The 18,342-nt window shown below is 69.7% G+C and carries 19 protein-coding genes; 8 read left to right on the top strand and 11 right to left on the bottom strand.

Going from position 1 to position 18,342, the window contains the following annotated elements; translation table 11 throughout:
* Positions 1-26: 26 nt before the first annotated feature.
* From ACFXC1_RS28915 to ACFXC1_RS28950, 8 genes are all read right to left on the bottom strand, one after another.
* Positions 27-797 carry an SDR family NAD(P)-dependent oxidoreductase gene (locus ACFXC1_RS28915; RefSeq protein WP_381247618.1) on the bottom strand — a complete coding sequence of 257 codons (771 nt, stop codon included), beginning with the start codon at positions 795-797 and terminating at the stop codon, positions 27-29.
* A 38-nt stretch (positions 798-835) separates the two neighbouring features.
* Positions 836-1,816, bottom strand: a complete 981-nt coding sequence (locus tag ACFXC1_RS28920) for a LysR family transcriptional regulator (RefSeq protein WP_381247621.1) — start codon at positions 1,814-1,816, stop codon at positions 836-838.
* Between the two features lie 157 nt (positions 1,817-1,973).
* The gene (locus ACFXC1_RS28925) at positions 1,974-2,930 is read right to left on the bottom strand and encodes a fumarylacetoacetate hydrolase family protein (protein ID WP_381247624.1); all 957 of its coding nucleotides are present in this window, start codon (positions 2,928-2,930) and stop codon (positions 1,974-1,976) included.
* Between the two features lie 3 nt (positions 2,931-2,933).
* Positions 2,934-4,304: an FAD-binding oxidoreductase gene (locus ACFXC1_RS28930; RefSeq protein WP_381247627.1), complete on the bottom strand. Its 1,371-nt coding sequence runs from the start codon at positions 4,302-4,304 to the stop codon at positions 2,934-2,936.
* An 8-nt stretch (positions 4,305-4,312) separates the two neighbouring features.
* Positions 4,313-5,293, bottom strand: coding sequence for a cyclase family protein (locus ACFXC1_RS28935; protein WP_381247629.1), 981 nt, complete (start codon positions 5,291-5,293; stop codon positions 4,313-4,315).
* A complete protein-coding gene (locus tag ACFXC1_RS28940) occupies positions 5,290-6,297 on the bottom strand; it encodes an amidohydrolase family protein (protein ID WP_381247632.1) in 1,008 nt (335 codons plus the stop codon). The genes ACFXC1_RS28935 and ACFXC1_RS28940 overlap by 4 nt, the downstream gene beginning before the upstream one ends.
* Positions 6,294-7,418: an FAD-dependent monooxygenase gene (locus ACFXC1_RS28945; RefSeq protein ID WP_381247634.1), complete on the bottom strand. Its 1,125-nt coding sequence runs from the start codon at positions 7,416-7,418 to the stop codon at positions 6,294-6,296. Before ACFXC1_RS28945 ends, ACFXC1_RS28940 begins: the two co-directional genes overlap by 4 nt.
* A gap of 38 nt (positions 7,419-7,456) precedes the next feature.
* The gene (locus tag ACFXC1_RS28950; protein ID WP_381247636.1) at positions 7,457-7,762 is read right to left on the bottom strand and encodes an antibiotic biosynthesis monooxygenase family protein; all 306 of its coding nucleotides are present in this window, start codon (positions 7,760-7,762) and stop codon (positions 7,457-7,459) included.
* 228 nt (positions 7,763-7,990) lie between these two features.
* On the opposite strand from ACFXC1_RS28950, the gene ACFXC1_RS28955 reads away from it, so the two are divergent.
* The 5 genes from ACFXC1_RS28955 to ACFXC1_RS28975 all read left to right on the top strand — a co-directional run bounded on the left by ACFXC1_RS28955 (position 7,991) and on the right by ACFXC1_RS28975 (position 14,200).
* Complete coding sequence (locus ACFXC1_RS28955) at positions 7,991-8,956, top strand: fumarylacetoacetate hydrolase family protein (RefSeq protein WP_381247639.1); 966 nt, start codon at positions 7,991-7,993, stop codon at positions 8,954-8,956.
* Positions 8,953-9,888: a VOC family protein gene (locus tag ACFXC1_RS28960; protein WP_381247642.1), complete on the top strand. Its 936-nt coding sequence runs from the start codon at positions 8,953-8,955 to the stop codon at positions 9,886-9,888. The genes ACFXC1_RS28955 and ACFXC1_RS28960 overlap by 4 nt, the downstream gene beginning before the upstream one ends.
* Before the next feature lie 18 nt (positions 9,889-9,906).
* Positions 9,907-11,226 carry a histidinol dehydrogenase gene (hisD, locus tag ACFXC1_RS28965; RefSeq protein ID WP_381247644.1) on the top strand — a complete coding sequence of 440 codons (1,320 nt, stop codon included), beginning with the start codon at positions 9,907-9,909 and terminating at the stop codon, positions 11,224-11,226.
* Positions 11,223-11,993 (top strand): SDR family NAD(P)-dependent oxidoreductase, encoded by a 771-nt coding sequence (locus ACFXC1_RS28970; protein WP_381247647.1) that lies wholly within the window; start codon positions 11,223-11,225, stop codon positions 11,991-11,993. The genes hisD and ACFXC1_RS28970 overlap by 4 nt, the downstream gene beginning before the upstream one ends.
* A 296-nt stretch (positions 11,994-12,289) precedes the next feature.
* The gene (locus ACFXC1_RS28975; RefSeq protein WP_381247649.1) at positions 12,290-14,200 is read left to right on the top strand and encodes a hypothetical protein; all 1,911 of its coding nucleotides are present in this window, start codon (positions 12,290-12,292) and stop codon (positions 14,198-14,200) included.
* Positions 14,201-14,258: 58 nt separating this feature from the next.
* Here ACFXC1_RS28975 and ACFXC1_RS28980 read toward each other — a convergent pair whose 3' ends face one another.
* The gene (locus ACFXC1_RS28980; RefSeq protein ID WP_381247651.1) at positions 14,259-14,657 is read right to left on the bottom strand and encodes a nuclear transport factor 2 family protein; all 399 of its coding nucleotides are present in this window, start codon (positions 14,655-14,657) and stop codon (positions 14,259-14,261) included.
* A gap of 70 nt (positions 14,658-14,727) precedes the next feature.
* Between ACFXC1_RS28980 and ACFXC1_RS28985 the strand changes: the two genes are divergently transcribed.
* Positions 14,728-15,291 (top strand): PadR family transcriptional regulator, encoded by a 564-nt coding sequence (locus ACFXC1_RS28985; protein WP_381247653.1) that lies wholly within the window; start codon positions 14,728-14,730, stop codon positions 15,289-15,291.
* A 5-nt stretch (positions 15,292-15,296) separates the two neighbouring features.
* On the top strand, positions 15,297-16,022 hold the full coding sequence (locus ACFXC1_RS28990) for a class I SAM-dependent methyltransferase (protein WP_381247656.1): 726 nt from the start codon (positions 15,297-15,299) through the stop codon (positions 16,020-16,022).
* A 15-nt stretch (positions 16,023-16,037) separates the two neighbouring features.
* On the opposite strand, the gene ACFXC1_RS28995 is transcribed toward ACFXC1_RS28990, so the two are convergent.
* Together ACFXC1_RS28995 and ACFXC1_RS29000 are read right to left on the bottom strand one after the other, a co-directional pair.
* Positions 16,038-16,844 (bottom strand): alpha/beta fold hydrolase, encoded by an 807-nt coding sequence (locus ACFXC1_RS28995; protein ID WP_381247658.1) that lies wholly within the window; start codon positions 16,842-16,844, stop codon positions 16,038-16,040.
* Between the two features lie 74 nt (positions 16,845-16,918).
* Complete coding sequence (locus tag ACFXC1_RS29000; RefSeq protein WP_019068970.1) at positions 16,919-17,752, bottom strand: alpha/beta hydrolase; 834 nt, start codon at positions 17,750-17,752, stop codon at positions 16,919-16,921.
* A 143-nt stretch (positions 17,753-17,895) separates the two neighbouring features.
* Here ACFXC1_RS29000 and cynS point away from each other — a divergent pair, with 143 nt between their 5' ends.
* Positions 17,896-18,342 (top strand): cyanase, encoded by a 447-nt coding sequence (gene cynS, locus ACFXC1_RS29005; RefSeq protein WP_019068971.1) that lies wholly within the window; start codon positions 17,896-17,898, stop codon positions 18,340-18,342.

The following is an 18,342-nucleotide window of genomic DNA, read 5'->3' on the forward strand; positions in this document are numbered from 1 at the left end:
GCCGGTGTCGCTCAGGACGCCGGCCGTCACGTGGCGTCGAGGGCGTTCGTGATCGCCTTCACCCCGCCGTGCGCCGCGTACCCGCCGTCCACGGTGATCTCCGCGCCGTTGACGTACGACGCCTCGTCCGACAGCAGATAGACGACCAGCGGCGCCACTTCGTCCACCGTCCCCGCCCGGCCCTGGGGCGTCAGCGACAGATGGGCCTGGACGAACACCGGGTTCGCGGACGCCATCAGCGGGGTCTCGATGTAGCCGGGGTGGATCACGTTCGTACGGATGCCGCGCGGCGCCAGCTCCAGTGCGGCGACCTTCGAGAGGCCGCGCAGCGCCCACTTGCTCGCGGTGTACGCGACCGCGTGATGCGCGGTGAGACCCGCGACCGAGCCGACGTTCACGATGGACGATCCGGCCGGCATCAGCAGGGTGAGCGCCTGGATGCCGAGCAGGGCGCCCGTGGTGTTCACCGCGAACGCCTGGTTCCAGTCGGCGAGTTGGACGTCGCCGAGCCGCGCCCGCATGGGGATGCCCGCGTTGTTGACCAGGCCGTGGACTTCGGTGAGGGAAGCCGCGAGGTCCGCCCAGTCGTCCTCGGACGACACGTCCAGGTGCCGGTAGACGACGTCCAGGCCGTCGGCGCGCAGGGACGCGGCGAGCTTCTCGCCCGCCTCGTCCAGGACGTCGGTCGCGATCACCGTCGCCCCCTCCCGGGCCGCGGCCGTCACCTCGGCGGCTCCCTGGCCCTGCGCGGCCCCGGTGACGACGACGGTACGACCGGCCAGACGCGTGCGGCTCACGGTTGCCTCCAAGGGGTGCGGGCTGTCTCCCGTCCACGCTAGGAAGCCGCGGTCAGCTCCGGAAACGCACGATCGGCATGGGTGGCATCCGCGCCGGCGATCTCGCGCGCCACCGGGTCGTCCAGCGACGCGCCCACCTCGCGGACCGTCTCCCGCAGCCAGCGGTGCGCCGGGTCCGCGTGCCGGTTGTGGTGCCAGTACATGGCCTCCACCAGCGGTACGTCCGGGAAGGGCGTCGGTACGACGGCGCAGCGCGCGAAGCCCTCGTAGCGCCGGGCGAGCCGCTCGGGCACTACGGCGACCAGGTCGGTGCCACTCACCAGGAACGGCAGCACGTTGAAGCCGGGCGTGCTCACCTGCACCCGAGGTGTGATGCCCAGGGTCTCCAACTGCCGGTCGGCGGGCGTGAGTTTGCCGACCGCGCAGGCCGCGTGGGGCATCTCGGCGAGGTCACGCAGCGAGAGCCGACCGTCCACCAGACGAGGGTTGTCCGGGTCGACGAGACATACGAACCGGTCGTGCATCACGGCCTCGCTCACCCCCGGCAGCTGATAGCCGAGCGGCACGATCATCAGGTCGTGACAGCGCAGATGCGTCTCGGTCTCCAGTTGCCCCATGACGATCGGGTGGAAGTCGATCCGAATGCCGGGGGCCTCCTGCGCGAGGGCCCGCAGCAGCGGTTCCACGAACACCGTCATGACGTAGTCGGACATCACGACCGAGAACCGCTGCCGACTGCGCGAGGGATCGAAGTGCCTGGTCAGGGACAGTGCCTCCTCCGCCTTGTGCAGGGAGGACCGGACGACCGGCAGCAGCCGCTCCGCGAGCGGGGTCAGCTCGTACTCGCGGCCCACCCGCACCAGCAGCTCGTCGTTGAAGTGCCGCCGCAGCCGGGCCAGGGAGCCGCTCATCGCGGACTGGCTGGTGGACAGCCGCACCCCCGCGTGGGTGACGTTCTTCTCCTCCAGGAGGGCTTCCAGAGCCACCAGAAGATTCAGGTCGATTGCTCCCAGACCCATGCGCCTGTCCTTCCGGCCGCGTCGTTGAAGCTCGGTGAAACCGGAGCGTAACGACCGCCTTCCCGCCGAGGAAGAGTTCGGGAGGCAAGTCACAGGGATCCGATAGCTGCCATCGGATCCCCGGATGATTGCAGGTCGGAAGGGTTGGCGATCGGGTCTACGGCCGTGGGGTCCGGCCGCGCTTGCGGGCGCGCGGCAGGTATACGTCCGTACGGCCGGGCACCACGCGGTTGGAGAGGGTGCCGAGGCGCTCCACCGCGAGGGTGACCTCGTCGCCCGGCTTGAGTGGTGGCGGGGTGCGCTCGCCGACCCGGCCCCAGAACTCGGCCAGCGCGCCCCAGCCGCAGGTGCCCGAGCCGAGGATGTCCCCGGGGCGCACCCAGGCGTCGCGGGAGGCGTAGGCGATCATCTCCTCGAAGGTCCAGGAGACGTTGGCGAGGGTGTCGCGGCCGATCAGTTCGCCGTTGAGGGTGACCGTCATCTCCAGGTCCAGGAAGCCGTCCGGGTCGCGCCGGTCCTCGACCTCGTCGGCGGTGACCAGACAGGGACCCAGCGTGTTCGCGAAGTCCTTGCCCTTGGAGAAGCCGAGCCCGAGGTTCTTCTCCGGCTTCTGGAGATCGCGAGCCGACCAGTCGTTGAAGACCAGATAGCCGGCGATGTGCTCGCGCGCCCGCTCCGGCGTGAGATCACGCCCGGCGCCGCCGATGACCACGCCGACCTCCAGCTCGAAGTCGAGCACCGAGCAGCCCGCCGGGACAGGTATGTCGTCATGCGCGCCGTACGCGGCATGGGGGTTGGTGAAGTAGAAGTTCGGAGCCCGGTACCACTCCTCGGGCACGTGCTCAAGACCGTCCAGTGACTTCGACACCCCCTCGATGTGCGCCTCGAACCCGACGAAGTCCCGGATGGACGGCGGCTTCAGCGGAGGCAGCAGCCGCACCTGATCCACCGTCAAGTCGCTTGCCTGGCGCAGCGCTTCGGTACCGGCTGCGTGCAGCACCTCCTGCTCCAACAGGGTCAGTACGGTGACGCCCTCGGGCAGCGGATGGACGGTCCCGTCCCGGACGACCCCGGCGCGCTCCACGCCCTCGTACTCATATGTCGCGAAACGCATCGCTCACTGCTCCCAGTGGTTGGTGTTGGTGACGGTCTCCGCGCTCAGATAGCCGGCGAAGAGCCCCTTGGGGTCGCGTGCGGTCCTGATTTCCCGCAGCCGCCGCCACTGTTCGTCGCCCATGAACCTCAACTGCCGCACGGTGAAGTCGGAGTCGCCGAGGTACTGGCCGGCCGTGACCGGTCGCATGTCCGCCATCGCTTCGTCCAGCCAGGTGCGCAACTCCGCGTCCCGTGCGGGGTCGTCGTGGATGACGTACGTGGCGCAGTAGATCTCCGACTGCAACGAGAAGGCCATGTCGGGGAGTTGGCGCAGCGGGGCCATGGAGAACCAGATGGTGAAGGTCTGCCGGGTGGGCTGCTCCGTGAACGCCTTGCGGATAGCCGGTACGACCTCGTCGGCTGGGCCCGTCAGCCAGGCGTTGTCGACCAGGTAGCGGTGGCCCTCGGGGTTGGCGATGCGCTGGCCCGCCAACTGCGCTGCCAGCGTGGTCTGTTGGGCCTCCACGCGGAACAGGGCCCGGTCCGCGTACGGGTTGGCGTGCAGTGGCGCCAGCGCCTCGGCGGCCTGCTCGGCGGTGTCGGTCATCGACACGCCCGTGACCAGCAGCACCGGTTCGTCCAGGTCGGGTGGTGTCTGTGTGAGCGCGACGATCTCCACCAGGCCCGAGACCGTGTGATGCATGCCGTGCAGCCAGGTCATGACCTCGTCGAACAGATCCAGCGGATACGCGTGCACCGTGTGTCCGAGGTACTTCGGCAGCGGGCGGGTGCGCAGATGGAAGCGGGTGACGATGCCGAAGAAGCCCGGGCCCGCGCCGCGTGCCGCCCAGAACAGGTCGCTGTGCCGGCTCTCGTCGGCGCGTACCAACTCGCCCTCGGCGGTGACGACATCGATCGCCACGATGTTCTCCGCCGCCCAGCCCCAGCCCCGCGCGTTCCAGCCCTGCCCGCCCTGGAGCAGGAAGCCGCCGATGCCGACGGAGGGACAGTGCCCGCCGTTGAAGAAGCGTCCGAACTCCCCGAGATACGGGTTGAGTTCGTCGCCGCCCCTGACGCTGGGGGTCGCCGTCACGATCCCGGTCCCCGGGTCGTACGCCATCTCGCGGAAGCCCCCGAGGTCGATCAGCAGCGCGTCCTCGCGCACCGACCAGGCGGCCCAGCTGTGGCCGCCGGAGCGGACGGCGACCTGCCAGCCCCGCTCCAGAGCGAGTCGTACTCCCTCCACCACGTCCTGCTCCGACTCGGCCATCAGGACGGCGGCCGGTGAACGGTCGTACGGGCGGCGGGCGTTGAAGACCCGGCCGAAGCACGCCGTCTCGAAGTCCTCGTCGTCGGGGAGGTGGAGGGTGCCGGAGAATCGGTTGAGATTCATGCGCGTGCTCACTTGATCGCGATCGGGTTGACGGGGGCGCCCACCGCGCCGGTCACCGGCAACGGCGCGGCGACCAGCAGGAACTCGAAGACACCGTCGGCCGCGCAGTCCTCCGCCAGTGCCTCCAGGTCCCACATCTCGCCCAGTGGGAGGCCCATGTTCGGGATCGCGATCTGGTGCAGCGGAGACATCGCGGGCTGCGGGAACTCGTACGGCCGTACCTCAAGTCCCCAGGTGTCGGAGGCGATCGCCGCGATCTCGGTGCGGTGCAGCCAGCCGAGGGTGGTGAAGGAGAGGCCGGGGGCGTCACCGGCGGCGTAACCGCCCCACGCGCCGAGCCGCCGTACGCGGCCGAGTTGGCCGGTGCGGATCAGGACGAGGTCGCCGCGCCGGACCGAACTGGTGGCGCCCTGCGTCTCGATCGTGGCGCGCAGATGCTCCTCCAATATGGGGAATCCGTCCGGGAGTTCACCGTGCTCGTCGCCGACCGCACGGCCCACGTCGAGGAGGACTCCGCGGCTGGTGAAGGCGTCCTTCATGTGCTCGATGCCGGTGACGGAGTCGCCGTCGCCGTTGACGATGGTGCACGGACGGCCGTTCCACGCCTGCTTGTTGTCGTAGATGTGGCCCAGGCCGTCCCACTGCGTGGAGGCCTGCAGGGGCATCACGATGTGGTCGTCGGCGCCGCCGAAGCCGTGCGGGAAACCCTGGGTGCCGGCCGCCGCGTCGGAGCCGGTGTCCTTCATGTAGTGCACGGGGTTGATGCGGCCGCGGAAACCGCGTTGCGGACCCGACTCGTTGAACTCCTGGGCGAGGGAAAAGGACCGCCCGCGCCGCACCAGGCCCACCGCGTGGGCGCGGATCGCGTCGTCGATGAAGTTCAGGGTGCCGAGCACGTCGTCCTCGCCCCAGCGGCCCCAATTGCGGTAGGCGGAACGGGCCTTGGCGAGCTCTTCCTCGATCGGGCCGAGAGCGGGGCGTGTCGTCATCGGGTGTGTCCTTTCAACAGCAGGTCGAGAGCGTTGCCCCCGGCGATCGCGGCCCGGTCGGCGGGGTCGAGCCCGGCCGCGTCCAGGCGGGCCACCGGGTCGTCGACGCCCATGTCGAAGGGATGGTCGGTACCGAGGACGACCCGGTCCACGCCCACCTCCTCGACGAGTCGGCGCAGTCCGCGCGGGGTGTACACCAGCGCGTCGAACCACATCCGCCGCAGATAGGAACTGGGCAACTCGGCGCAGCCGCGCGCGTCCTCACGCACCCCCCAGGCGTGGTCCGAACGGCCGATGTACGTCGGCAGATAGCCGCCGCCGTGCGCCGCCACCAGCTTCAGGCGCGGGAAGCGGTCGAGGACACCGGTGAAGATGAGCTGCGAGAGCGCGACGGTCGTCTCGACGGGCTGACCGACCGTGTTTCCCAGGTAGTTGGTCGCCAGGCGTTCGCCGAGTGAGCAGCCCCAGGGGTGGACGAACACGACCGCGCCCAGTTCCTCGGCCCGCTGCCACAGCGTGTCGTGTGATGGGTCGGCGAGTTCGCGGCCGTCGACCGTGGTGGAGACGCTGATGCCGTACAGGCCATGGTCGTTGACCGCCTGGTCGAGCAACGCGACGGCCAGGTCCGGGTGTTGGAGCGGGACGGTGCCCAGGCCGAACAGGCGGTCCGGCGCGGTGGCGCAGTGGGCGGCCACGGCCTCGTTGACGGTACGGGTGAGCCGGATCGCGAGGTCCTGGTCCGCCCAGTAGTGGTGCATCGGCATCGGGCCGACCACCTGGATGTCGACGCACATCGCGTCGAGGTCCGCGAGACGGGCGGTGACGTCCGTCAACTTGGTTGCCAGGCGCTGGAGTTGGGCGCGATTGACGGCCAAGGACGCGGGGGAGTGGGCGCGCTGCTCGGCGGCGAGTTCGGTGGCGAGACCCGGGGTGCCCGCCACCAGGGTGTCGGCGGCGGGGACGGCGAGGTGGCCGTGGAAGTCGACCACCGGTGAGCCGGTCACGCCGCCGCCGTCAGGTTGGCCAGCGTCTCCGACATGATGCGGGCCGGGTCGGCGCCGGGTGTGCCCGGGTGGATCTCCCAGTCGGCTAGCCGCAGGGAGTTCTCCAGGACCATCCGCACCCGGGGGAGCCGCCTGGCCATGAAGCGGTCCAGGGCCTTCTCCGTAGGCTCGTCCGCCGTCACCAGCTCCGCCAGCAGCACCGCGTCCTCCATGCACATCGCCGCGCCCTGCGCGATCAGCGGGGGGCAGGCGTGCGCGGCGTCACCGATGACCATCGCGCGGCCCCGGTGCCAGGGTTCGTCGACGAGGATCGCCTCGATCCAGCGGTAGTCGACCGCCGTGTCGTCGGGCAGCGAGGCGAGGATCTTCCCCCAGGTCCCGCCGTACCCGGCGCCGCGCTCGCGCAGCAGGGAGAGCGGGGCGCGCGGGCCGATGAGCGAGGCGTCGAGGTTCTCGTCGAGGAGGTAGGCGTAGCACTGGTCCGGCGAGATCGGGCTGTAGCCGGCCTTGAAACGGGGGCCGCCGTAGTACACCTCGGCGCAGTCCATCTCGGCCGGGCGCTCCGCGACGACCCGGAAGATCGACATGCCGACGGGAGCGGGCTTGGCGTCGATACCGATCAGGGCGCGCATCGCCGAGTTGATGCCGTCGGCGCCCACGACGAGGTCGTAGCGGCCGGTCGAACCGTCCGTGAAGGACACGTCCACATGGCCGGGCGACTGGTCGAGCCCCTCCACGCTCAGCCCGAGGCGGACCCGCACCCCGTGTCCGCGCACCGCGTCGCACAGCGCGTCCTGCAGATCCGACCGCAACGCGCCCGCCGTGGACGGCAGTTCGGGCCCTCCGGTGTGCGGGGTGTTCAACTCGGTGATCAGCCCGCCGTCGGCCGTACGCAGCCGCATGATGTCGAACGGCACCGCCCGGGCCAGCACCCGGTCCAGAACACCCACGGAACGCAGCGCCTTGAGCGCGTTGCCCTGGACGGTGATGCCATGGCCCACACCGAACCACTGCGGAGAGATCTCGACGAGCTCCACCTCGGCGCCCCGCTGGGCGAGCGCGAGACACAGCACGCTACCGGTGATGCCGCCGCCTACGACGAGCACCTTCTGTACGGGCATGGGCGATCCTTGAGAACGTAGACAGCGGAGCGGGGGTGTCAGCCGGAGAAGCGGGCGCCGAGTTCGTGGAAGTGCTCGACCGCCGGCGCCCCGGCGAAGAACGGTCCGACCAGGGCCCGCCAGCGCGCGAAGGCCTCGGACTCCCGGAAGCCGGCCATGTGTGCCTCGACCGAGTCCCAGCCGACCAACAGCAGGAAGACTCCCGGCCGTTCGACGCCGCGCAGCAACTCGGCCCAGCGGAACCCCTCGGCCTCGGCCAACACCTCGCGGGCCTTGCCGAACACCTCCGCGAACTCCCGCTCCCGACCCGCCTCGACGGTCAGCTCGGCATGCTCGACTATCACGTTCTTCTCCTCGGGAAAGTGGGTGCTCCGAGCCTGCGTGGGCGGTCGATCCACGGTCAACGGATCGAGGCATCGGCAAGGGGGACGTCATGCATCCCGTACGGCGATGGAGGCCCAGTTGAGGGCCTGCGCGGCCGGTGATGGCAGGCATCGCGGATCGTCATTTCCGCCGGATGTCCGGGCTGCCTAGCGTCGAGGGCGAGCCCCCACCCGTACGAGGAGAGCGCCGTGCCCGATCCACAGCCCACCCATGCCGGACCCTTCGCACTCGGTACGTTCGCTGCCGGCGCGGCGGTCTTCCCCGGCCTGGTCACCGGTTCCCGAGTGCGCGACCTCTCCGACCTCGTGCCCTCGGTCCGGGCGCTCGTCGAGGACTGGGACGACTGGCTGCCCCGGTTGGGTGACATCGCCCGGTCTTCCGAAGGCACGTGGCACGAGCTGGCCGCCCTGCGGGTCCTGACCCCGATCGAGCCCGGCCAGATCCTGCAGAGCGGCGCCAACTACCGCAAGCACGTGGTCGATCTGGTCGCCGCCGAGAAGGAGAGCGTGCACGGCGCCACCCCCGAAGAGGCCCGTGCCGACGCCGAGTCGATGATGGACGAGCGCGCCCGCAACGGCGTTCCGTACGTCTTCCTGGGCTCCCCGCGCGCGATCAGCGGTCCCTACGACGACATCGTGCTCCCCGCGCTCGGCGAACAGCACGACTGGGAACTCGAACTCGCCCTGGTCATCGGCAAGTCGGGCAAGAACATCCAGGCCGAGGACGCGATGGATCACGTCGCCGGATACACGATCTCGAACGACCTCACCACCCGCGACCGCCTCTACCGGCCCGACCTGAAGGCCATCGGCACCGACTGGTTCACCGCCAAGAACGCCGACACCTTCCTGCCGACCGGGCCCTTCCTGGTACCGGCGGCCTTCGTCGGAGACCCCGGAGACCTGCGGATCACCCTGCGCCACAACGGAGTTGTCCGCCAGGACGAGTCCACGAAGGACATGATCTTCGACATCCCACGGCTCATCGCCTACGTCTCCACGACCACCACGCTGCGCCCCGGCGATCTGCTGCTCACCGGTTCCCCGGCCGGCAACGGCGCGCACTGGGGCGTCTTCCTGAAGCCCGGCGACGTCCTCGAGTCGGAGATCACCGGTCTCGGGCACCAGCGCAACACCGTCAGGAGCGGACAGTGACCTTTCAGCCCATCACCCATCTGCGCCATGTCGACCTGGCCGTACCGGACTTCGCCCGCCAGCGCGCCTTCTACGGCAGCACCTGGGGCCTGACCGAGGTCGCCGGCGACAGCGGTGTCGCCTTCTTCGCGGCCGAGGGCAGCCCCGAGCAGTACATCGTCCGCATCCGCGAGGACGAGCGGAAGCGGATGGACCTGGTGGCATTCGGGGCCGTCTCGCCGACTGCGGTGGATGAGTTGCATGGGCGCCTCGGGCGGGCTGGCGTCCAACTCCTGGGCGAGCCGGGCGCGTTGGACACCCCGGGCGGTGGCTACGGTTTCCGGTTCTTCGACCCGGACGGCCGGGTCGTCGAGATCTCGGCCGACGTCGCCACCCGCAGCCACCGGAAGATAGCGGAGCGCGAGGCGATCCCCGTCCGGCTCTCGCACTGCGTGGTCAACTCCCAAAACCCGGAAGGGCTCAGGGACTTCTACGTCCAGCACCTCGGGTTCCGGCTCACCGACACCCTGTACTCGACGCACATGGGCGACCTCATGTACTTCCTGCGGTGCAGCCCGCTCCACCACTCCTTCGCCATCGCCCGAGGGCCCCATGTCTCCCTGCACCATGCCTCGTTCGAGATGCGCGGGGTCGAGGAGTACATGCGCGGCACCGGGCGGGCACTGCGCGCCGGGACCCGGTTGACCTGGGGGCCCGGCCGGCATCTCGCGGGCGACAACACCTTCTCCTACTTCCACGACCCGCACGGCAACACCGTCGAGTACACGACCGAACTCGCCGTCCTCGAAGAGGACTTGTGGCACCCCGGCCGCCACGACGTCGACGACCCGATCACCCAGGACCAGTGGGGCACCGCCGACCCGATGAGCGAGTCGGTCGCCAAGGAGCAGTTCAACGACCCCGACGTGCTGTTCGAAGCGCCGCCGGTCTGAGCAGAACACCCAACCCGCATGAGAAAGGCCGCAGTTGTGGCAACGATCCTGAAGCACGCCGTGCCCAAGTCAGAGGTGACCGCCTCCCTCGACCAGGTGCGGGAGACGGTGACCGGCGTCATCGCGGACATCCGCGCGCGCGGCGACGAGGCGGTGCGCGCCTACTCCGAGAAGTTCGACAAGTGGAGCCCCGACTCCTTCCGGCTGACGGACGAGGAGGTCGAGAAGATTGTCGCGTCGGTGCCGCAGCAGGTCATCGACGACATCCGCTTCGTCCAGGACCAGGTGCGTACCTTCGCCCGCCATCAGCTGGACTCCCTGCGGGAGTTCGAGGTCGAGACGCTGCCGGGCGTGCGCCTCGGCCAGAAGCACATCCCGGTGCAGGCGGCGGGTGCCTACATACCCGGTGGCCGCTACCCGCTCACCGCCTCCGCCCACATGACCATCGTCACCGCCAAGGTCGCGGGCGTGCCGCGGGTCGTCGCCTGCACACCGCCCATCCACGGCGAGATCCCGGCCGCCACCGTCGCCGCCATGCATCTCGCCGGCGCCGACGAGATCTGGCTGCTCGGCGGAGTGCAGGCGGTGGCCGCCATGGCCGTCGGGACGGACACGATGCGGCCGGTGAACCTCATCGCCGGACCCGGCAACGCCTATGTCGCCGAGGCCAAGCGGCAGTTGTTCGGGGAGATCGGCATCGACCTGTTCGCCGGGCCGACCGAGATCCTTGTCCTCGCCGACGAGCAGGCCGACCCGTTCGTCTGCGCCGTCGACCTGCTCTCCCAGGCCGAGCACGGCCCGGACTCCCCGGCCGTCCTCATCACCACCTCCCGCGAGGTCGCCGAGCGGACCATCGCCGAGGTGGAACGCCTCCTGCCCGGCATGCCCACCCGCGACTTCGCCGGTCCCGCCTGGCGCGACCACGGCCAGGTGCACGTCGTCGACACGCTCGACGAGCTGTACGCCCTCGCCGACGAGTTCGCCTTCGAGCACGTCGAGGTGCTGACCGCCGAACCCCGCCTCGCGCTGGAGCGGATGACCCAGTACGGCGCCCTGTTCCTCGGCGAGGGCACCTGTGTGTCGTTCGGCGACAAGGTCATCGGCACGAACCATGTGCTGCCCACACGTGGGGCCGCGCGCTATACGGGCGGCCTGTGGGTGGGGAAGTACCTCAAGACCGTGACCTACCAGGAGGTCACCGACACCCACTCCCAGACACTGCTCGGCCGCCTGTGCGGACGGGCGGCCCGCGTCGAGCTGTTCGAGGGGCATGCACGCTCCGGTGACGTACGGGCGGCGAAGGCGGCGGGCGACGAGCTGCCGTGGAACACCGCATGACCCTGGACGGACGTACGGCGCTGATCACCGGTGGCGGCGGACCGCTGGGGCGCGCCTTCGCGCTCGCCCTCGCGGACGCCGGCGCCCGGGTGATCCTGGTCGGGCGCAACGAGGCGGCGCTGGCGGAGGCGGCGGCACGTGTGGTCAAGGACGGCGGACAGGCCCGTACGGCTTCCTGTGACGTCTCCGATCCGTCGGCGGTGAGCGGCCTGGCCGCCCAACTCGCCGACGAGGACGTGTCGTTGCTCGTCAACAACGCCGGAGTCGCAGGCCCCGTCCGGCCCCTCGTCGACATCGAGCCGGACGAGTGGGACGACGTGTTCGCCGCCAACGTCCGGGGCGTCTATCTGATGTGCCGGGCCTTCCTGCCCCCGATGCTCGCGGCCGGACGCGGCGACATCGTCAACGTGGCCTCGGTCAGCGGCAAACGCCCGCTCCTCAACCGCACCCCGTACACCGCCTCCAAGATGGCGCTGCTGGGACTGACGCGGACCCTCGCCGGGGAGGTCGGCCCGCAGGGGATCGCGGTCAACTCCCTTTCCCCCGGCCCGGTTCGGGGCCCGCGTATGGACCGCAACTTCCGGCTCACCGCCGAACTGACCGGCTGCACCGTGGCCGAGGCAGAACGCGACTTCGCCTCCCGGGCGGCCCTCGGCCGGCTCGTGGAGGAGCACGAGGTCGCGCAGGCGCTGGTGGCGATGCTCGCGATGCCCGGCCTGTGCGGGGCCGACATCGACCTGTCGGCGGGGATGATCGCCCCGGCGTAGCCGCGGCGCGTACGAGAACGGTGAGGTGGACGGCCGACGAGCCGCCCGCCTCACCGTCGTGCGTACGGGCGTTGCCCCCCTATGACGACTCTGTGTGACCGCCATGAAATGGTCGGCACGATCCGAGGCATCGGGCTCCCGTATGTGTGTGCCGCCCGCCTGTTCCCTGGTTCTCATGGCTGCTTCACTCCCTCGTGCGCACCTTCGGTGCCTCCGCCGGGCCCGTCCGCGTCCCGCGTTCGACGGCCGGCCGGTCACACTGCGCAACGGCGCATCGATCCCTGGGAAGGCAAGCAATGACGCTGATCACCCGACGCTCGGTCCTGATCGCCGGTACCGCCACGGCCGGAGCCGTACTCGTGCCGACGGTCTCCGCCACCGCCGCGCCGAGCGCGACGAAGGCTTCGGGCACGCGGATCTCGGTCGGATCCGGTGAGACGTACACGGTCTCCGCGACCACCCGCGTGAGCGAGCTGACCATCGTGCCCGGCGGGAAGATCGTCGCCCCGGACGGCGCCGGCCTCTCGCTGACCGTCGGCGGCGTGGAGACCGGCCAGCTGCTCACCGCCACCGGCGCCACGGCCACCCTGATCCAGGCCGGCACCTACCGAGGCGACGTCGTCCTGACCGTCACCGCCGCCAACGAGGTGACGTACGAGACGCTCACCTTCCCCTTCCGGCAGGCGGTGTACGTCGACGGCGACGGCGTGGTCAAGGACAGGTCCGTCCTCGCTGCCGTCCTCGGCGGCAGGCTCACCGATGCCTACGCCAGGAACGTGTCGATCACCTCGACCGGCGAGTGCTTCGACGGCGTGTACGTCCAGGACGCCACCTACACCCTCGACCGGCCCTCCATCTCCCTGACCGGCAACGGCCGTTGCGACTTCGCGGGCTACGGTGCCGCAGTCGTCGGCGACGGTGCCTCGACCACGCTCGTCGTGGACGGCGCCCGGATCGACAACAAGGGAGTCGTCCGCACCGCAGTCATCGCCAACGACGGCGCCAACGTCATCGTCAAGGACTCCGTCCTCCGAGCCCGCAACGGCGTACTGCCCGCCGACTACCAAGCCACCGTGGAAACGCCGTACATGGAGTCCGTGCCCTGGATGCTGGGCCTCGACGGCAATGTCCGCGCCACCAACCTGATCGGCAAGAACAGCAGGGCCACCTACCTCAACTCGATGATCTTCTCGGAGACTTGGGGTGCCCTGTCGGTCGAGGGCGGCAGCGGGCTCAAACTGACCGCTGTCAACAGCCACTTCGGCAACACGGGGGAGTACGGCTACGGCACCTACGCCATCGGCGACGCGACCGTGCGGGTGCTCGGGTCCCGGCTCGACGTCGGCAGCTACGCGACCATCATCGCGGGCCCCGCAGCCGTCGTGCACTACGGCGACAGTACGAAGGCGGCCGTCTCCGCGCTCAACACCGAGCTGGAAATCGGGCTGTCCAAGGGTGAGTTGGCGTCGATCCCGGTGCGCAACACCGTCGTGAACTCCGGGCGCTTCGGCTACATGTTCTTCGGCACCGGCCAACTCACCCTCGACGGCGGCACGGTGATCAACTCCGAGCGGGCGACCTTCCTCAACAAGGGCCAGCAGACCACGATCAGCGTCGACGGCTCCCAGGGCGCCCGGCTCAACCCGCGCGACGGGATCATCCTCCAGATGATCGAGCTGGACGACCCGGGCCCGGTCCCGGTCAACGGCAAGATGATGAACATCGGCGTCTACACCGAGCCGACGGGCGCCCCGGCGAAGGACGCGAGCTTCGACCCGACCGCCGTGCACACCACCGACGGCGCCGCGACCTTCAACTCCATAGCCCTGAAGGGCGACTTCTACAACGGCATGCGCAAGGGCAAGAACATGGTCCTCACCTTCGAGGACGCGAGCGTCGAGGGCGTCATCTCCGCGACGGCGGCCAGGCACCGGGTGTCCAGCATCGACGCGTCGACCTTCTACGAGCTGGGCATCGTCACCAACACCGCGCAGGCCGCCGTCAACAACGGCGCGATCGTGCAGCTGAACAGCGGCTCGACCTGGACGGTCACCGGCACCTCCTACCTGACCCGGCTCGCCCTCGCCGCCGACGCGACCGTCAAGGCGCCCCGGGGCAAGAAGGTCACGCTGACGGTCGACGGGACGGCCACGGCCATCACGGCCGGCCGGACCTACACGGGCGCGCTCACCCTGACCTTGGCGTGACCCGTGGCGGAGGCGTGAGGCCAAACCGACCGGCGCCTCCTCCTCGTTGGCGATCCGCTCAACCGATCCGCGCCTCCGCCTCCTTGGCGATGGTCTCGAACTGCGCGGCCATCGCCTCCTGGAGCGCCTGCGCCCCCGACAGCGGTCGGACCATGACCATCAGGTCGTCGATCAGGCCCTCCTCGTTGACGTGGATGAAGTCGCAGCCGGTCAGTTGACGGTCGCCGACCCGCGCGCTGAACACCAGCGCGTGGTCGGTGCCGTCCGGGTCGCCGATCTCCCGCTCGTAGCGGAAGTCCTCGAAGACCCGCGCGACGGCGTGCAGGATCGCCGCGGTGATCGCCTTCCCGGGGTACGGCTTGAACACGACCGGGCTGGTGAAGACCACGTCGTCCGCCAGCAGCGCCTCTACGGCGTCCATGTCCTGTGCCTCGACCGCCTCACGGAACGCACGCATCGGCTCACCTCGTAGTCAATTAGTTGAGTAGGTGTGGATGAGACTAATCAACCGCTGTTAGCGTGTCCACATGTCCCTCAAGTACGCGGTCCTCGCGGCCCTCCTGGAAGGCGAGGCCTCGGGCTACGAACTGGCCAAGACCTTCGACGTGTCGCTGGCGAACTTCTGGCCCGCGACCCCGCAGCAGCTCTACCGCGAACTGGAGCGCCTCGCCCAGGACGGACTGATCGCGGCACGGGTCGTACAGCAGGAACGCAGGCCCAACAAAAGGATGTTCACGCTCACCGAGGCCGGCCGCCGCGACCTCGACACCTTCGCCGCCGAGCCGCCCAGGCGCCCCACCGCCATCCGCGACGAGTTCCTCATCAAGATCCAGGCCATGGACGGCACCGACCCCGCCGTCATCCGCGAACTGATCGAGGAGCGCAGGTCGTGGTCGCGCGGCAAGCTGGACCGCTACGAGCGGGTACGGGACCGGCTCCTCGACGGGCGGACCGAGGAGGAGTACCTCCGGGACGCCGAGCGCATCGGGCCGTATCTCACGCTGATGGCCGGGATCACCTTCGAGGAGGAGAACCTGCGCTGGTGCGAACGCGTTCTCGCGATCCTGAAGCACCGGGTTGCCCTAGGCTGACCCGGATGTTCAGCCCCGAAGGTCCCAGCCTGCGTGAACTCGCCGTCCAGGCACTGTCGTCCGTCGAGCACGGCTACGACCTCCTCGCGCCCAAGTTCGACCACACCCCCTTCCGGACACCGGCCCCGGTGCTCGACGCGGTCGCCTCCGCACTGCGCCGCATCGGCCCCTTCGACGACGGACTCGACCTGTGCTGCGGCACGGGCGCGGGAGCCGAGGCGCTCACGACGGTGTGCCGACGGAGCGTCACCGGCGTCGACTTCAGCGCGGGCATGCTCGCGGTCGCGCGAGAGCGCGTGAAGAGCGACGAACCCCGTCTGTCGTGGGTGCGCGGCGACGCCCGGGCCCTGCCGTTCGGGCCCGACTTCGACCTGGTGGTCAGCTTCGGCGCGTTCGGCCACTTCCTGCCCCGCGAACTGCCGGGCCTGTTCGGCCAGGTCCACTCCGTGCTGCGACCCGGCGGATGCTTCGCGTTCCCCCTCCTCGCGCCGCCACGCCCCACCTCGCCCGCGTACTGGATGCTGTCCGGCTTCGACACGGTGATGAAGATCCGCAACGCCGTCTGGCGACCGCCCTTCGTCATGTACTACCGGGACTTCCAACTCGGCTTCGTGGAGCGCGAGTTGCGGCGGATCGGCTTCGACGTCGACCTCTACGCCCTGCCCGAGTTCGGGTACCGGGGCGACGGCAGCCCCCGCGTCCGCATGGTCGCGGCGCGACGGCTGCCGTAGCGGCTGGTGCGGGTGTCAACTCGTTGTGGATGCCGCCGACTTGATGACCTTTGTGACCAGGTCGGGGTGGGAGATCATCACCACGTGAGAGGCGTCCACCACGACCGTGTGCGAACCGGCCCGCTTGGCCTCGAAGCGTTCCAGGTCGGGCGCGATCGCCCGGTCCTGCGCCGCCACGACCGCCCACGAGGGGATGTCGTGCCAGGCCGCCGCCGTGGTGACGTCCGTGAACGCGGCTGAGCTGATGGGGCGTTGGGAGGCACCAAGCAGTGCGGAGGTGGACACCGGGAGGTCGGCGGTGAACACCGTGTGGAACTTCGCGGTCTGGATGGCCAGATCGGTGCCGCCCGAGCCGTCGGGCAGCGGCTGCAAAGCGTCGTTCAGCTGCGACCCGGGGAATCGCGCGGCGAGTTCGCCCAGCTGCTCGCCCTTGTCGGGCACGAAGGCCGCGACGTACACGAGCGCCTTGACGCTCGGGTCGCCGGCGGTCGCCTGGGTGATGACCGCGCCGCCGTAGGAGTGGCCTACGACGACCTTCGGGCCGTCGATGGTCTTGAGGAGCGCGGAGAGATAGGCGGCGTCCGAGGTCAGTCCGCGCAGCGGATTGGCGGGTGCCACGACGGTGTAGCCCGCCTTCTGGAGGCGGGAGGTCACGGCCGACCAGCTCGACGCGTCGGCGAACGCGCCGTGCACCAGGACCACGGTGGGCTTGGGTCCGTTGGGCTTGCCTCCGGTGGCGGATGCCGCCGAGGCGGGGAGAGCGGTGGCCGCGAGGGTGCCTGCTGCGGCAACTGCCCCCAGCAGCAAGGGTCTACGGGACATCGTCATCGGTCAGCTCCAGAGAAGGTCGAGGAGATCGGCGTAGAACGGTTGCTCGTAGGTGCCCGTCCGGGAGTTCAGGCGTAGCGGCGCACGAACGACAGGGCGGTGTCCGCGACTTCCTGCCAGCCGTGGTCGATGGTCAGTGCGTGGCCCCGGCCCTTGATCTCGGTGATCTCGGTGACGCCCTTGTTGTGCTGCTGCTTCTTGTAGGAGGCGTTGGCGATCGACCAGGGCACGGTGTGGTCCTTCTCGCCCGAGATGATCAGGAGCGGCCCGCGCTCGGGGTTCTCCGTGTCGACCTTCGCCTCGGTCCACGGGTTGAGGTTCGCGGTCGCCGCCTGGAACAGCGGGGCGCCGGGCGCGGGCACCGCGAACGTCTCGTACAGCTCCCGTGCCTCCTCCTCGCTCACGGCGTTGGCGAATCCGTAGCGGAACTGGTCGTAGGTCAGGGGGACCGCGCGATTGCGGTTGGCGGGGTTGCTGAGGACAGGTGCGGAGGAGCGCAGTGCGGACACCGGCAGGGGCAGCACGCCCCGGAAGGGTGCCGGGTCGATGGCTACGGACACGGCGGACAGCCCGCGCCCGGCGAGGATCTGGGTGAGGAGTCCGCCGAAGGAGTGGCCGACGATCGCCGGTTTCCGCGTCAGTGTGCCGATCAACTGCGCCAGATGATCGGCGACTTGGCCGACCGTCTTGCCGGCCATGACCTCGGGGTGCGCGTTGGCCTCCGCGACCGTCTCCGGGTCGTCGGGCCAGGACAGGGAGACCGGCGCGTACCCGGCCTGCTCGAAGTGGGCTGCCCAGCGGTCCCAACTGCTCGGCAGCAGCCACAGACCGTGGACGAAGACGACCGGCGTACGTTCGACGGCGTTCGCCTTTTCGATCTGTTGTACGTCGATGTGGGTCATGTTCGGAAGTATGCGTCCAAGGCTGTCCTGGAGTCCGGCATATGACAGCACTGGGTGGAGAGCGACGCCATTGTCGCCTTGCGGGTGATCTCCTACGCTGAGCGGCGTGTGGTCAAGCACGCTGTCCGGGAACGGAGTTGTGCATGCTCAGCAAGGGTGAAGCCGCCGAAGCGGTCCGGCAGGCCAAGGTCAAGACCGGTGTCACATGGGCCCAGTTGGCGGAGGCCGTGGGCCGACCGCTCGCCTGGACCACCGCGGCCCTGCTGGGCCAGCACCCCATGAACAAGGACGAGGCGGCGACAGCCGCCGCCCTCCTCGAACTCGGTGAGGACGCCGCTCTCGCCTTCCAACTCCAGCCGACCCGCGGCGCGTTGGACGCGGCCGTCCCCGTGGACCCCACCATCTACCGGCTCTACGAGGTCATCCAGGTCTACGGCCCCACCATCAAGGAACTGATCCACGAGCAGTGCGGCGACGGCATCATGAGCGCCATCAACTTCCGCCTCGACGTCAGTCGCGTGCCCGATCCCGCGGGCGACCGGGTCGTCATCACCCTGGACGGGAAGTATCTGCAGTACCAGTGGGAGTGA

It is taken from the genome of Streptomyces hokutonensis (assembly GCF_042751305.1).
Taxonomy (GTDB): Bacteria; Actinomycetota; Actinomycetes; order Streptomycetales; family Streptomycetaceae; genus Streptomyces; species Streptomyces hokutonensis_A.

Coding starts and splice junctions, on each gene's coding strand:
- ACFXC1_RS28920 (WP_381247621.1), bottom strand. CDS start 1,816: ATGGGTCTGGGAGCAATCGACCTGAATCTTCTGGTGGCTCTGGAAGCC.
- ACFXC1_RS28925 (WP_381247624.1), bottom strand. CDS start 2,930: ATGCGTTTCGCGACATATGAGTACGAGGGCGTGGAGCGCGCCGGGGTC.
- ACFXC1_RS28930 (WP_381247627.1), bottom strand. CDS start 4,304: ATGAATCTCAACCGATTCTCCGGCACCCTCCACCTCCCCGACGACGAG.
- ACFXC1_RS28935 (WP_381247629.1), bottom strand. CDS start 5,293: ATGACGACACGCCCCGCTCTCGGCCCGATCGAGGAAGAGCTCGCCAAG.
- ACFXC1_RS28945 (WP_381247634.1), bottom strand. CDS start 7,418: ATGCCCGTACAGAAGGTGCTCGTCGTAGGCGGCGGCATCACCGGTAGC.
- hisD (WP_381247644.1), top strand. CDS start 9,907: ATGAGAAAGGCCGCAGTTGTGGCAACGATCCTGAAGCACGCCGTGCCC.
- ACFXC1_RS28970 (WP_381247647.1), top strand. CDS start 11,223: ATGACCCTGGACGGACGTACGGCGCTGATCACCGGTGGCGGCGGACCG.
- ACFXC1_RS28975 (WP_381247649.1), top strand. CDS start 12,290: ATGACGCTGATCACCCGACGCTCGGTCCTGATCGCCGGTACCGCCACG.
- ACFXC1_RS28980 (WP_381247651.1), bottom strand. CDS start 14,657: ATGCGTGCGTTCCGTGAGGCGGTCGAGGCACAGGACATGGACGCCGTA.
- ACFXC1_RS28985 (WP_381247653.1), top strand. CDS start 14,728: ATGTCCCTCAAGTACGCGGTCCTCGCGGCCCTCCTGGAAGGCGAGGCC.
- ACFXC1_RS28990 (WP_381247656.1), top strand. CDS start 15,297: ATGTTCAGCCCCGAAGGTCCCAGCCTGCGTGAACTCGCCGTCCAGGCA.
- ACFXC1_RS28995 (WP_381247658.1), bottom strand. CDS start 16,844: ATGTCCCGTAGACCCTTGCTGCTGGGGGCAGTTGCCGCAGCAGGCACC.
- ACFXC1_RS29000 (WP_019068970.1), bottom strand. CDS start 17,752: ATGACCCACATCGACGTACAACAGATCGAAAAGGCGAACGCCGTCGAA.
- cynS (WP_019068971.1), top strand. CDS start 17,896: ATGCTCAGCAAGGGTGAAGCCGCCGAAGCGGTCCGGCAGGCCAAGGTC.